This window comes from Paenibacillus sp. EKM301P, assembly GCF_011800295.1.
Lineage (GTDB): Bacteria > Bacillota > Bacilli > Paenibacillales > Paenibacillaceae > Paenibacillus > Paenibacillus polymyxa.
Map to the genome: position 1 here is coordinate 49,814 of NZ_JAALFM010000011.1, position 14,756 is coordinate 64,569.

The window sequence follows — 14,756 nt, forward strand, 5'->3', positions numbered from 1 at the left end:
CGGGTTGTGCAAATTGACTTATTGCAGACCGGGCGTTATATTACAGCTTATTATTAACCTTTTAATAATCACTTCAAAAGGGGTGTATTCAAATACAACCAGTCTCCAATAATACCATTCGGGTCAAACGAATTAATGTAGAGCTAGTTAAAAACACACTGAAATCCAAGGAATTTGCAACCAAGTCGTCTATAGCCAGTATTACAGGACTTAGTGTGGCAACCTGTGGGAATATTCTGAATGAGCTTCTTCAAACCGGAGAAGTATTAGAGATGGAATTGGAAGAGTCGAGTGGTGGTCGCCCGGCTAGACGGTACAAATATAACGCTGATTATTCCTATATTATTTGTTTAACTGTGAAAACAGAAGGAGGAGTACATTCTCTTACTTATGCTGTGGCCAATATGCTTGGCGATATTATCGCAGAGAATACATCCGTTGTGCCGCATATTGATTATGAAGTCATAGATGACCAAGTCGGAGAGCTAATTCATACCTATGGAAACGTCAAAGCCGTTGGTATTGGCATTCCGGGGGTTGTTCATCAAGGGGTTATTGATGTCTGTGATCTTGATCTGCTGATAGGAGTCCCTGTAGGACCACGCCTTCAAGATAAATACGGGTTAGAAGTCACCATTGAAAATGATATGCATCTGACCGTCTATGGATTTTATAACATGCAAAATTATGACGAGGACAAAACCTTTGCTATTGTTACGTTTCCCAAGGATAATTTTCCGGGAGCGGGTTTTATTGTCGATGGACATTTGTTAAAAGGAAATACCAAATTTGCTGGGGAAGTTTCCTTTTTACCCTTTGGCATAACGAGAGAGGAACAGCTTAAACAGTTAAATAGCACACAGGAATTTGTTCCTCTGGCGATCAAAACGATAACATCCATTATTGCGATTATAGACCCGGTCTCGATCGCTTTGACTGGAGAGTTATCTAAGCCAGCACTATTAGATGATATTTATAACGGCTGTCTTAAAGATGTACCCAAAGAACATATGCCTGAGATTTTTGTAAAAAACGATACGCACGATGAATACATGTATGGGTTGATTTCAGTTACCCTTGAAAGCCTGACCTACAATTTACAATTGGTGGAAAAAAGAAAATAGAGGCCTCCCGCTTTGAAGAATAGCTCACCCAGTTACAATTGGTAATTAACGGATAAATGGGTGGGGACGTTGTTATAAATATGGAAGTAAGTATTGGAGATAATACGATTATAGACTCTGCAAGTTTTTAAAATAATACTTGACATGAAACGCGTTACAAACCTTAAGATTCAATTAGAAGTACTTTATAAACATTAGCGTAGAGGTAACGTGTTTATGTCCTAGTTAATGAAAAAACATCAGCAAAGGCGGAGAAAATATGAGTACACAGTTTCCAAAAGATTTCCTGTGGGGTGGAGCAGTTGCTGCTAATCAACTCGAAGGTGCTTATCAAGAAGACGGAAAAGGCTGGTCCATTCAGGATGTAACTCCTCGTGGTGGTTGGGGGCCGGTTACGGATGTACCAACAGAAGATAATATGAAGTTGATTGGTATTGATTTTTACCATCATTATAAAGAAGATATCAAACTTTTTGCAGAAATGGGCTTTAAAGTGTTCCGTACTTCCATAGCTTGGTCACGTATCTTCCCTAAAGGTGACGAGTTGGAACCTAATGAACAAGGCTTGCAATTTTATGATGATTTGTTTGATGAACTTCATAAATATGGCATTGAGCCACTCGTTACATTATCTCACTATGAAACACCTTTACATTTGTCCAGAGAATACGATGGTTGGGTAAACCGTAAGCTTGTTGATTTCTATGAGCGCTATGCAACAACTGTATTTAATCGCTACAAAGATAAAGTAAAATACTGGTTGACATTCAATGAAATTAACTCCATTCTTGAAGCACCCTTCATGAGTGGCGGGATTAGCACACCAAAAGATCAACTTAGTGAACAAGATCTTTATCAAGCGATTCACCATGAGCTGGTAGCGAGTGCAAGAGCGGTAAAAATCGGTCATCAGATTAATCCTGATTTCAAAATTGGTTGTATGGTACTGAGTATGCCTACTTATCCGCTGACACCTAATCCAGACGATGTAATTGCAGCAATGGAATTTGATCACAGAAACATGGCATTTGCCGATATTCATGCAAGAGGTCAATATCCAGGTTACATGAAACGTTTCTTCAAAGAAAACGGAATCTCTATTCATTTTGAGCCAGGTGATGCTGAAGATCTGAAGCATACGGTTGATTTTATCTCGTTCAGCTATTACATGAGTACTTGTGAGACTGCAGACGAAGCTAAAAAAGTCAAAGGTGAAGGTAACATCCTCGGTGGGGTGAGCAATCCGCATCTCGAGGCAAGTGAGTGGGGCTGGCAAATTGATCCGCAAGGTCTGCGCTATGTGCTGAATACATTCTATGATCGCTTCCAAAAACCACTGTTCATCGTTGAAAATGGTCTGGGCGCTGTGGACGAGCTTATCACCAATGAAAAAGGTGAAAAAACGGTTGAAGATGACTACCGGATCAACTATCTGAATGATCATTTGGTTCAAGTTGGGGAGGCGATTGAAGATGGAGTAGAGGTTCTGGGCTATACATCTTGGGGCTGTATCGACCTTGTCAGCGCGTCGACTGCTCAGCTTAAAAAACGTTATGGTTACATTTATGTTGACCGTCATGATGATGGCAGCGGCACACTTGAAAGATACCGGAAAAAATCGTTCCACTGGTACAAAGAAGTTATTGCCACGAACGGTGAAAGCTTGAAACGTTAATTTATAAATAAACCAGTAACTAAGTTATAAAAACATAATGATGTTTTTACGTGGCGACCGCCTCTGCTTTATTATGGGGGAAGCGGTCGCTAATTTTTTTCATGAGCGTCATTTACCACGAGAATCTAACTACATAAACGGAGTGAGGACAAGCGATGACAGAAAAAGAAAAATCACAATTAGGACTCCTGTACAATGCTAATTATGATGAAGAGTTGATTGAGGAACGTTTATACGCTAAAGGACTCTGCTACGAATATAATCAGCTCCATCCTAGAAATATGGAAGAACGAGAAACACTCATCAAAACTTTACTAGGAAAGACAACGGATAGATTCTTGATCGAGCAGCCTTTTGTGTGTGACTATGGGTATAATATTGAAATCGGTGAAAATTTTTATAGTAATCACAATACAGTCATGCTTGATGGGGCAAAAATAGTGTTCGGTGATAATGTATTTGTTGCTCCTAACTGCGGATTTTATACTGCGGGTCATCCTCTTGATGTGGAGCAACGTAATGAAGGGTTGGAAATTGTATTTCCAATTACTGTGGGCAATAATGTTTGGATTGGTGGTAATGTTTGCGTTCTGGCGGGCGTCACGATAGGGGATAATTCAATTATTGGTGCAGGAAGCATTGTTACCAAAGATGTTCCTTCTGGTGTGATTGCCGCAGGAAACCCTTGTAAGGTCATCCGTAAAATTACCGAAGATGACAAGCACAAGTATATAAGAAATTAACCATAAAACTACAGTTCATTTGGAACTGTAGTTTTGCGTCTTTACAGAGAACTACCCAACGTAAAGAAACATTTTTGCACAGATTTGTTCAGGGAATAATGTAATAATGAACGTAAGAGGAATATTTCCAAATTACTATGGCCTATTCAGAAAGGAAGGAAAAACTATGAAATTAATGTTTATATCAGATATTCATGGCTCGCTGTACTGGTTGCAATTGGCACTGGTAAAATTCAAGGAGGAGAAAGCTGACCGTCTTGTCTTGCTTGGAGATTACATGTATCATGGACCGCGAAATCCGTTACCGGAAGGATATAACCCAGCGGAAGTGGCTTCTATGCTGAACAAGTACAAATCTCACATTGCGGTGTCGGTACGCGGGAATTGCGATGCAGAAGTGGATCAGATGTTGCTGGATTTTCCGATGATGGGTGATTATGCTTTACTGTACCATGAAGGACGGCGAATCTATATCACGCATGGACATGGTTTTAGTATCGGAAATTTACCGCCACTTGAAGCGGGTGATGTATTCATTCAAGGACACACTCATATTCCGGTAGCAGATGTGGAAAATGGGGTCTTTGTACTGAACCCTGGTTCAATCGCATTGCCAAAAGAAAACTATCCATCCTCTTATGGTGTGCTGGAGGGAGCACAATTTACCGTGAAGGATTTTGATGGCAGTACGGTGAAAGCAATCACCTTTTCAAAGTAATTTCTCAAATTTCAATGTAAATTATTAAAACTTTTCCGCTTCGATTGAGACAAAGATCATATTATTGTATGATAGGAGCGGAGTCTACATTCTGAAAAGAAAGAGAGTTTCAATACATGCAAATTAAGGATTCACATTATAAGATGCCGCCTGAATGGGCGCCACATGAACGTACGTATATTTCCTGGCCTGTAAAATCTTCAATGGTTTACCCCGATATGCATGCCGAGGTATGTAAGGGTTATGCCGAAATCGTAAGTGCTATGGCGGAATTTGAACCAGTTACCGTAGTCGTAAATCCAGATGATCTGGAGAGCGTTAAAGCGCTTGAGCTCGGGGAACGGGTAGAACTGTTACCGATAGAGCACAGCGATGCGTGGCTACGTGATAACGGTCCAACTTTTCTGACGGATGAGCAGGGTCAGTTGGCAGGTATTAACTGGAAGTTTAATGCTTGGGGCGGCAAATATGCTCCCTGGGATCTGGATGACCAGGTTGCGCCGCAAATACTGGACAAACTTGGAGTTCCGCGGTTAGATGCACCGCTTGTAATGGAAGGCGGCTCACTGCATGTAGATGGCGAAGGTACTCTAATTACAACCGAAGAGTGCTTGCTCAATCCCAACCGTAATCCGGAATTAAGCCGAGAAGAAATAGAACGGTACGTATGCGAATATACAGGTGCCGAGAAAATTATCTGGCTAAAACGTGGACTCAGTGGCGACGAAACGGATGGTCATGTGGACAATATTGCTTGCTTCGCTGCTCCTGGCAAGGTCATTATGCAAGTATGTGATGATCCTGAGGATGAAAATTATGAAATCACGCAGGAAAATCTGCGTATTCTAGAGCAAGCAACGGATGCCAAAGGTCGTAAGCTGGAAGTGATTCAAATCGGCCAACCGCCGCGTGTGGATTATGAAGACAGCCGACTGACACTGAGCTATATTAACTTCTACTTTGTGAATGGCGGCATTATTTTGCCTGTGTTTGGCGGAACTGCTGCTGAGAGTGATCTTGCAGCCCAGCAAGTGCTGTCAAAAGTATTCCCGAATCGCAAGATCCGCACTGTAGATGGTATGGCAGTTATCCGTGAAGGCGGTAACGTACACTGTACAACCCAGCAGATGCCTGCTGTAAAGCGTTGAACGATACAACATTTATAAGGAGGACTAAGGTGAGAAAAGTAAAAGTGGCAGCAACTCAAATGAGCTGTTCTACCAATATCGAAGAAAATATCAGCAAAGCAGAGAAGTTGGTACGTGAAGCGGCAGCCCAAGGTGCGCAAATTATTTTGCTGCAGGAATTGTTCGAAACTCCATACTTCTGCCAGAAGGAAAAGTCTGATTATTATGTATATGCAACTGAGTTGGAGCACAACAAAGCGGTTAACCATTTCAAGAAGATTGCCAAGGAATTGCAGGTTGTGCTGCCAATCAGCTTCTACGAGAAGAAGAACTATGCTCGTTACAACAGTCTTGCTGTTATTGATGCAGATGGTGAAGTGTTAGGTAAATACCGCAAAAGCCACATCCCGGACGGCCCTGGGTATGAGGAAAAGTTTTATTTTAATCCGGGCGACACCGGTTTTAAAGTGTGGAATACACGTTATGCCAAAATCGGAGTAGGCGTGTGCTGGGATCAATGGTATCCTGAGGCGGCCCGCTGTATGGCGCTTATGGGCGCAGAAATTTTATTTTACCCGACAGCGATTGGTTCAGAACCACAAGATTCCTCCATTGACTCTAAGGATCACTGGCAGACTTGCATGCTAGGTCATGCAGCTTCCAATCTGATTCCAGTCATTGCTTCCAACCGTATCGGAAAGGAAACCGATGAAGAATCCAGCATCAATTTCTACGGCTCATCCTTTATCGCTGGCCCTCAAGGGAATAAGTTGGCAGAGGCTGGTCGTACCGATGAGGAAGTGCTTACCGCTGAATTTGATCTGGACGAGCTGGAAGTAGGGCGGATCGAATGGGGCATTTTCCGTGACCGTCGTCCCGAACTATACAAAATGATTGCCACCTATGATGGTGATCTAAAAGTATAATCTGTATACAGATAGATATATTTCCCTTGCCGTTAAGCCGTGATGTTTCTTTTTTGAACTCACACGGCTTTTCGAGCGGGGGATTTTTGGTTTCTAAATGGGAGTACATCTTGTGATAGATCGGAGGAAGGAGAACAGCAATGAAGCATAAGAGGATAAACCAATCGTTAGCACAGTTCAAAACTTCGACAGAAGAAAATCAAGAATGGGGATACTCGCGCGCAAGAGATATGGCTATTTTGGGCTTTTGGGACGAGTACACGCTATCTGCGCAGCGTTTATGTGAACGAATGGCTACCGAAACCCATCAAATGAGACCTTCTGAGTACGTTCCGTTCCCAACTCAGTTTGAATGGCTGGAACAAGGAGAAACAGACTTGATTATAGATGGAATATGGTCAGCTGATTTACATGGTGATCATTGTCTGTTTGTGAATATTGGGGAGCATCACCCAGAACGGCATACATCGATTGAAGCTTATATTTACGATACGCAGGTGATAGATGAGGGATTCTTCCTTCAATATCTGAACACCTCTCCTAAAGCCAAAGCCTACACACCTTCATTTAGCAAAAATGGATATGCTACAATGTGTGAACTGTTGGACAGATATGTTAGGGAAGGTATATTGGAGCGTAGGCCCTACGGTTTCAAAAGAACGGATACATAGGTGAATAACGAATAAAGTATGATTTGGGTTTGAGCTGAAAGGAACATTTCTTAAAGGATGGTTCCTTTTTTTATGTAGGACTATATTTTATCTATAGACTGAAACTATGATTCAGCGTATAAAATAGCATTAGAATTTATAGATCGAATAATATAAAATCAAGTCATAAGGAATGATCGTACTCAATAAAACTTCGATATTCTTTAAAGTGAAAAAAATCACATATATGAGTTATGTAATGAAACTTGAAAATGAATGAAATTTGCAAAACTGCAAGGAGGAAGAACTATGAACCACTATCCTGCGATATTTGAACCTCTGACCATACGGCGTATGACCTTGAAGAATCGGATTGTAATGCCCCCGATGGGAACCAACTTTGCTGCCATGGATGGAAGCTTTGTTCAGGATCATATTGACTATTACGTACAACGGGCCAAAGGGGGGACCGGCCTGATTACAGTAGAAAATGTTTGTTTGGATTTCCCAATGGGCACGAACGGAACAACCCAGCTGCGGATGGATAATGATCAGTTTATTCCTGGACTGTTTAGATTAACAGAAGCTCTGCACTCTTACGGAGCATGTGTTTCTGTACAAATTAACCATGCGGGTGCTTCGGCTTATGCTGGACGACTGAACGGAGTTCAACCCGTTTCTTCTTCGAATATTCCTTCTAAAAAGGGTGGAGCGATTCCAAGACCTTTGCAAAAAGAAGAAATTTATGCCATTGTGCGTAAATACGGAGAAGCAGCGGGAAGAGCACAGCGAGCAGGATTTGACTGTGTTGAAATTCACGCGGGACATTCCTACTTGCTGAGTCAGTTTCTTTCGCCGATGTACAATAAACGTACGGATGAATTTGGCGGCAGCGCAGAAAACCGTACTCGTTTTGCCAGATTAGTCATTGATGAAATTCGTTCAGTGGTGGGTCCATTCTTCCCCATTTGCTTACGTTTTAGTGCGGAGGAGTTTACAGAAGGTGGGAATACCTTGGAAGATACACTGGAGTTACTGGAGTATCTCAATGATGAGGTAGATATTTTGAACGTTTCTGCAGCTCTAAATGATTCCATTCAGTACCAGATAGACGGGATGAACCTGCCAGATGGTTGGCGCTCTTATATGGCTAAAGCAGTAAAAGATAAATTCGGAAAGGTCACGATGACCTCAGGTAATATACGGAGCCCACAGGCTGCGCAGGACATATTGGAAAGAGGTGACGCTGATCTTCTGGCAATGGGCAGAGGCTTGATCGCAGAACCGAACTGGGTACTCAAAGTGCAAAACGGCTACGAGCATTTGCTTAGAAAATGCATCTCCTGCAACATTGGTTGTGCCGATCACCGTATCTCCAAAAGTAAACCAATTTGCTGTACGGTAAATCCAGATTTGTTCAAGGAAGCTGAATACCGGAAACAACGAGTTAGAAACAATGTCCAAGTCGTTGTGATCGGTGGGGGTACCGCGGGAATGGAAGCGGCCTGTACAGCGGCTGAGGTAGGCTGCCAAGTAACCCTCTTTGAAGAAAAGGCAGAACTGGGTGGCCTTGCGCGTGATATTGCACGCTTACCAGACAAAACGCGCATCAATGACTTCCCAGATTATCTGATTCAGCGCACCAAGCAATTAACCAATCTGAATATTGTCACAGGCACACGAGCAGATCTGACGATGATTAGTGCTCTGAACCCTGATATTATTGTTAATGCAACGGGGGCCAAACCGCTGCTTCCACCGATTGCAGGTCTGCACGATCAACTAGGAAAACCGGGTACAAAAGTATTTTCTATCTTTGATCTGTTGAACAAAGTGGAGAACTTTCAAGAGTTTGAAGGCAAACGTATTGCTGTAGTGGGTGGCGGAGCCGTGGGACTGGATGTTGTAGAATATTATGCAGAGCGCGGGGCTAAAGAAGTTTCTATCATTGAAATGATGCCTATATTGGGTAAGGACCTGGATATGATTACCCGCATTTCAATGATGAAAATGGTGGAGGAACGAGAAGTGAACGTCCATACAGAGACAGCTTTGACGGAAGTGTGCAGCGACCGTTTCAAAGTAAAGCGTGGAGAACAGGTGTTTGAGATTCCTTTTGATCTCGGATTCGTATGTTTGGGTATGCGTTCATACACTCCGCTGATGGATAGCTTGCTTCAATATGGAAAAGAGCATCAAGTGGAAGTTGTAAACATCGGAGACAGCAAACAAGCGCGTCGTATTATTGATGGTACCCGTGAAGGTCGGAATATTCTGAAAACCATTCAACGAGTAGACGAATTTAAAAATGAGTTTTCCTATGCTTACTAAATTGAGGGTATATGTGATAGGTAATTATGATGGGTATTTATGTAACAACTCATTTTATAATCCGGTTGAAGAGACAATTTGTCTTTTCAGCCTTTTTATTTGGGTTTATGCTGGCAAGAAGATTGATTCCTTCCTCATTTTGAAGGTAAACTATGGAAGGCATAGCAAGCAAGGCTATTATTAGCGTGGAGGGATGCGAGCGTGAGTCAACTCTTGAGGGAAATACCAGGTGCCAGTGCATGGAGCAACGTGCAAGAAATACATAAGGGCTGGTCCAGTGACAACAAGTATCATATTCAAACCGCTGACGGTAGGGAGTTACTATTGAGAATTTCGGATATCGCCCAATATGACAAGAAACAGCGAGAATTTGAATCCGTAAAAAAGCTGCATCATATAGATAATATTCTAATGTCCCGTCCGCTTGATTTTGGGATATGCAACAACGGACAGTCGGTATACTCTTTATTTACCTGGGTCAACGGGGAAGATGCTGAAGGTGTTATCCCATCCTTAAACGCCGAACAGCAGTATCAACTCGGGTTTCAGGCGGGAGAGGTATTGGCTAAATTGCATGAGATTCATGCAGAGCAGGACCTGGTCCCATGGGCTGAACATTATAATGCCAAAATCAATAGATATATTAGAAACTTTGAGTCATGCGGTATTGCTTTAAAGGGAGCAGACCAAACGATAAGCTTTATTGAGCAAAACCGTCATCTATTAGAAAATCGCCCCCAGACATTTCAGCACGGGGATTATCACGTCGGAAATATGGTGGTTACCCCATCTGGTGAACTGGGGATCATTGATTTTAATAGGCTGGATTATGGTGATCCCTGGGAAGAATTCAACCGTATTACCTGGTGTGCAGGATTAAGCCCATTATTTGCTTCAGGTCGTATTCACGGTTATTTCCATAATGATGTACCGGATTTATTTTTTAGATTAATGGCACTGTATATTGCAAGCAATCAGCTTTCATCGATTCCCTGGGCCATTCCATTTGGCAAAGAAGAGGTAGACGATATGGTACAACGAGCTGAAGAGGTTTTGGAGGCATATGATTGCTTTCAAATCTATATCCCGAAATGGTATCTACCTAGTTGTCCTGACTTGTAAAATATGAAGACCGCCGCTCCTGAGAGTGACGGTCTATTTATAGTGCTTTATGATTGTTTCTTAATCTTATAGGTGAATTCCCAAACGGCTTGATGACCTGAGTATCGTCCACGATTTTCAGTAACAGTGACTCTTAACTTAACGGTAGAACCTTTGGAAGAAACCGAAGAGACCTTTACATTTTTCGTGATTTCGCCTACATCAGGAATTTTGTCTTGTTCCTCAGCGTACGCATACAGCTTAATGCTGCTACCCGACTTGGCTTTTACTTTTACGCTGTTACCTTCACTAATGGACTGACCAGCCACCTGGGCAGCGATGGCCCAATCGTTGCCTACATGGTCATTCGAGACCAGGGTTGCTTGCTGAAACGTAAAGATATACGTGGATGTTGCTGAAGCTGCGAGTGCGTACGTTCCATTGAAGATTAGGGATACCACTACCAATAAAATAGCCGATGCTTTCGCCCATACTTTATTCATTTGCCTGTCCCCTTCAATTAAAATATCGAGGAAAATCCCTCTATTCTAATTATCGTTTGCAGTAAAAAGAATTGTTAATGGTTGGTAAAAAAATAGTTTAGTATTTTATTGCATTACTTATAACCTAATATGATGATGACTTAAATTTTAGTATAGAAAAGGAAGATGAAATAGGATGAGAAAAATATACAATGAACAAGAAATCATAGAAATGACCGTTAAGCTGCTCGAACAAACTTCGATGTACGAAGAACAGTATGAGCAATATGTAAGCCGACCTTTCCGTACAGGTTTTTATGATGATCTGAGTCCGCATGTGAAAGTTGGCAAACAGGGATACACGCTCCAAATGTATGAAAGAGGCGTACAGATGCTAAATAAGCTTACGAAAGATGTAGAGGATGTGATGTATTGGATCATCGAAGATACGATTCATATCATTGCTCACCTAAATCTGCTTCGTAAATATAAAGTAGATAACCGAAATACTCATCTAAAATATACCAAGGAGATCATGAAGGAGCTGACAACTGCAATAAATAAAGCATTTTATGAAATTGGAGGAATCTATCAGGAATGGCATGAAGCGAATAGAAGGGCAACGTTGGAAAATCCATTAAAGTAACTAAAACTTAAAGAAACAGTTGACAATCTTGGAGGAGAAATTTACAATTTTATATTAGTGATAATGATTATCAATATCACTATCACTAATTTTAAGTATGCTCTGCTATTACTATATTTCAAAGGAGAATTTACAACATGTATTATATGAAGAACAAGAAATTTCACATGATTTTATGTGCACTATTCGTAATGATCTTCGTTATTTCAGGATGTGGCAATGCTGGCAGTTCCTCAGATTCATCTGCTCAACCTGCATCTTCGGCGAAGGAAGAGGCAAGCAGTGAGTCTGGTACACGTACAGTCTCTACGATAAAAGGAGATGTAAAGGTGCCCGCTAACCCCCAACGGGTAGTGGTGAACTGGTATATTGGCGATGTATTCACGTTGGGAATCAAGCCAGCTGCGGTATTTGGTTGGAAACAAGAAACCATGCCTTATTACGATAAGTTTAACGGGATTCCTGTTATTGAAAAATGGGAGACCGAGGAAATTATGAAGTACGATCCTGATCTCATCATTACATATGATACAAAAGATTATGATAAGCTGTCCAAAATTGCACCTGTTCTTGTAATACCTGAGGGTAAGATGACGTCTGTGGAACGGATGAAATTCCTTGGTCAGGCCACAGGACATGAAGCAGAAGCGGATAAAGTGATTTCACAGTTTGAAAGCAAGTTGAGTGAGGCCAAAGAAAAACTAAATTCCGACATATTCAAGGACAAAACGTTTAGCATTTTTGAGGACTGGGGCAGTGGCTCCTACGGAATATATTATGAAACAGGCTCACGTGGAGGAACGTTAATTTACGATTATCTAGGACTTCACAAACCGGAAAAGCTCAACACATTGGTTAAAAATTCTGGAGAGGGGAGAGGTTCTTTATCCTATGAGGTAGCTGCTGAATACTTTGGCGATTATGTCCTGTGGTTTAAGCAGGAAGGCAAAGAATCCGAATATGCGAAAACCAAAATCTGGAGCAGTATTCCAGCCGTCAAAAATGGGCACATCATCGAAATTCCAGCGAAATATGCAGGACTGTTCTACTATTCGGACGTTGCTAGTATGACAGGACAGCTAGATTATATTATTGGCAAATTACTGGAACAAACGAAGTAATGATGCATAATTGACCAACTAAGGGTGTAATCAATGTCTACTCACAAAGAACGAAATAAAAAAGGAATATTTCATTTTGTAAGCTACATGATTGTGGGCGTGTTTCTGCTCATGATAGTTTCCGCAGCATCCATCACCTTTGGTGCTTCGGAAATGAGCTTGAAGCTGGCATGGGGGGCTGTATTTCAATTTGATCCCAATATTACGGAACACCAAATTATTCATACATTGCGTTTTCCACGCACTGTGGCGGACATCATAGTTGGGTGTAGCCTAGCTGTGTGCGGGGCGATCATGCAGGGAACGACTCGCAATCCATTGGCCGACTCGGGACTCATTGGTATAAGCTCAGGCTCGACATTTGCTATTGCGCTATGTATGGCCTTTTTGCCAGGGCGCACCTATGGTGAAACCATGCTGTATTCTTGCTTGGGCGCAGCAACCACCACAGGAATTACGTACTACATCGCGTCTATAGGCAAACGGGGGATGACGCCTCAGCGCTTAGTGCTAGCAGGAATGTCCATCTCTATGCTCTTTGGTGCGTTCAGCACTTTTCTCGCAATTAAGTATGAGATTGGTCAAGCACTTGATTATTGGTCTGCTGGTGGTACAGCCAGTGCCAAGTGGAGTGAACTGGCTTTCATTTCACCACTATTTGTAGTGGGCTTGGTCTGTGCTATCGCCCTGTCTCCCTCCATTACGATCTTGAGCTTTGGAGAGGAGGTGGCATCAGGCCTAGGAATTCGAGCGAATAGAATCAAGCTATTTTCAACCTTAATCGTATTAATTTTAACGGGGTTATCGGTTATTGTAGTCGGTCCTGTTGGGTTTGTAGGTTTGATCGTGCCACATATTATACGCTATCTGGTCGGTACAGATTATCGATATATTATTCCCGCCTCAGCGTTGTATGGAGCAGTGTTTCTACTGGCAGCAGATTTGCTGGGTCGAATGATTAATCGCCCTCATGAAACGCCGCTAGGCATTATTTTTGCTTTGGTCGGCGTACCCTATTTTCTCTACCTTGTGCGCAAGCAAAGGAGGGAGTTTAGTTGAATCTGTCCCGCAATAGCAGGGGTATAAGCATTATTTTACTGTTAACCGTGTTGACACTGCTGGTTGCTGTACTCAGCATGAATGTCGGGAAAATGAATCTGTCCCCACTCGAAGTTTTCAAGGTCATCATCGGCGAAGGAACGAGCAAGCAGAATCTGATCGTATTTGAATTTCGACTGCCACGTATTGTGCTTTCCGTATTAGTGGGTATTGGCATGGGGATATCGGGTTGTATTATGCAAAGCTTGCTCAAAAACGACATGGCCAGTCCAGGGACACTAGGCATCAGCTCGGGCTCGGGGTTATTCGTGCTTTTATATATTACGCTGTTCGCTAGTGAGGGATTACTATCGCCTATTATTCTTCCAGGGCTGGCTTTTGCAGGCGGGCTCACAGCAGCATTTTTGATTTTTATGTTTGCTTTTAGGCGGGGAAGAGACATTTCACCTACAGGCCTAATTTTAACGGGTGTTGCTATGGGGAGTGGCTACAGCGCATTGTCGCTGCTACTGACGCTCCGATTAGACAAGCAACAGTATGATTTTGCTCTGCGTTGGCAGGCTGGAGATCTTTGGGGGGATGACTGGAGCTATATTATGGTGCTGCTCCCCTGGGTGCTGATCATCAGCCTTTACGTTTTTTACAGGTCTAACACACTCAATACGCTGAATTTGGGCAATCAGACAGCATCGGGGCTCGGCGTAGCCATTAAAAGGGAATTTATCGGCTTGACGATCGCAGCAGTGGCTCTGGCTTCTGGTAGCGTGGCACTTGGTGGGAATTTCTTTTTTGTGGGCATGGTTAGTCCCCATCTGGCTCGCAGGTTGGTAGGACCCAATCATAAGCTGCTGTTACCTACTACTGCATTGGTTGGCTCGCTCGTTATATTGATTGCTGATACCCTTACACGCACGATCAGTTTTGGTGCTGATATTCCAACCGGAATCATAATCACTATCTTGGTTACCCCTTATTTTCTCTATTTGTTGTCGAAGGCCAGTTAAAGTTTAATAAACGAAAAAAACGCTAACCCACTTCCATGGAAAATATGGA

The 14,756-nt window shown here is 42.4% G+C and carries 14 protein-coding genes; 13 read left to right on the forward strand and 1 reads right to left on the reverse strand.

The genetic code is table 11. The annotated features are described in order from the left end of the window. The first annotated feature begins 215 nt into the window (after window positions 1–215). From HFD99_RS20595 to HFD99_RS20635, 9 genes are all read left to right on the forward strand, one after another. Window positions 216–1,124: an ROK family protein gene (locus tag HFD99_RS20595; protein ID WP_031463469.1), complete on the forward strand. Its 909-nt coding sequence runs from the start codon at window positions 216–218 to the stop codon at window positions 1,122–1,124. Window positions 1,125–1,383: 259 nt separating this feature from the next. Further along, window positions 1,384–2,799: a glycoside hydrolase family 1 protein gene (locus tag HFD99_RS20600; RefSeq protein WP_031463470.1), complete on the forward strand. Its 1,416-nt coding sequence runs from the start codon at window positions 1,384–1,386 to the stop codon at window positions 2,797–2,799. Between the two features lie 155 nt (window positions 2,800–2,954). Further along, entirely contained in the window at window positions 2,955–3,542 is a 588-nt protein-coding gene (locus tag HFD99_RS20605; protein ID WP_025364803.1) for a sugar O-acetyltransferase, read from the forward strand. A 166-nt stretch (window positions 3,543–3,708) separates the two neighbouring features. Further along, entirely contained in the window at window positions 3,709–4,260 is a 552-nt protein-coding gene (gene yfcE / locus HFD99_RS20610; RefSeq protein WP_025364804.1) for a phosphodiesterase, read from the forward strand. Between the two features lie 116 nt (window positions 4,261–4,376). Beyond that, entirely contained in the window at window positions 4,377–5,408 is a 1,032-nt protein-coding gene (locus HFD99_RS20615; protein WP_123797174.1) for an agmatine deiminase family protein, read from the forward strand. Window positions 5,409–5,437: 29 nt separating this feature from the next. Further along, complete coding sequence (aguB, locus tag HFD99_RS20620) at window positions 5,438–6,313, forward strand: N-carbamoylputrescine amidase (protein ID WP_025364806.1); 876 nt, start codon at window positions 5,438–5,440, stop codon at window positions 6,311–6,313. 140 nt (window positions 6,314–6,453) lie between these two features. After that, window positions 6,454–6,984, forward strand: coding sequence for a hypothetical protein (locus HFD99_RS20625; RefSeq protein WP_123797175.1), 531 nt, complete (start codon window positions 6,454–6,456; stop codon window positions 6,982–6,984). Window positions 6,985–7,272: 288 nt separating this feature from the next. Beyond that, entirely contained in the window at window positions 7,273–9,294 is a 2,022-nt protein-coding gene (locus HFD99_RS20630) for an oxidoreductase (protein WP_123797176.1), read from the forward strand. A gap of 201 nt (window positions 9,295–9,495) precedes the next feature. Continuing rightward, window positions 9,496–10,416, forward strand: coding sequence for an aminoglycoside phosphotransferase family protein (locus HFD99_RS20635; RefSeq protein WP_016818986.1), 921 nt, complete (start codon window positions 9,496–9,498; stop codon window positions 10,414–10,416). Window positions 10,417–10,463: 47 nt separating this feature from the next. Here HFD99_RS20635 and HFD99_RS20640 read toward each other — a convergent pair whose 3' ends face one another. Continuing rightward, window positions 10,464–10,898: a hypothetical protein gene (locus HFD99_RS20640; protein ID WP_016818989.1), complete on the reverse strand. Its 435-nt coding sequence runs from the start codon at window positions 10,896–10,898 to the stop codon at window positions 10,464–10,466. A 175-nt stretch (window positions 10,899–11,073) separates the two neighbouring features. Here HFD99_RS20640 and HFD99_RS20645 point away from each other — a divergent pair, with 175 nt between their 5' ends. The 4 genes from HFD99_RS20645 to HFD99_RS20660 all read left to right on the forward strand — a co-directional run bounded on the left by HFD99_RS20645 (window position 11,074) and on the right by HFD99_RS20660 (window position 14,707). Further along, complete coding sequence (locus tag HFD99_RS20645) at window positions 11,074–11,523, forward strand: immunity 63 family protein (protein ID WP_016818990.1); 450 nt, start codon at window positions 11,074–11,076, stop codon at window positions 11,521–11,523. Between the two features lie 137 nt (window positions 11,524–11,660). Then, window positions 11,661–12,644 carry an ABC transporter substrate-binding protein gene (locus tag HFD99_RS20650; protein WP_016818991.1) on the forward strand — a complete coding sequence of 328 codons (984 nt, stop codon included), beginning with the start codon at window positions 11,661–11,663 and terminating at the stop codon, window positions 12,642–12,644. A gap of 33 nt (window positions 12,645–12,677) precedes the next feature. Then, window positions 12,678–13,703, forward strand: a complete 1,026-nt coding sequence (locus HFD99_RS20655) for a FecCD family ABC transporter permease (RefSeq protein WP_016818992.1) — start codon at window positions 12,678–12,680, stop codon at window positions 13,701–13,703. Next, window positions 13,700–14,707 carry a FecCD family ABC transporter permease gene (locus tag HFD99_RS20660; RefSeq protein ID WP_016818993.1) on the forward strand — a complete coding sequence of 336 codons (1,008 nt, stop codon included), beginning with the start codon at window positions 13,700–13,702 and terminating at the stop codon, window positions 14,705–14,707. Before HFD99_RS20655 ends, HFD99_RS20660 begins: the two co-directional genes overlap by 4 nt. Window positions 14,708–14,756 lie beyond the last annotated feature (49 nt).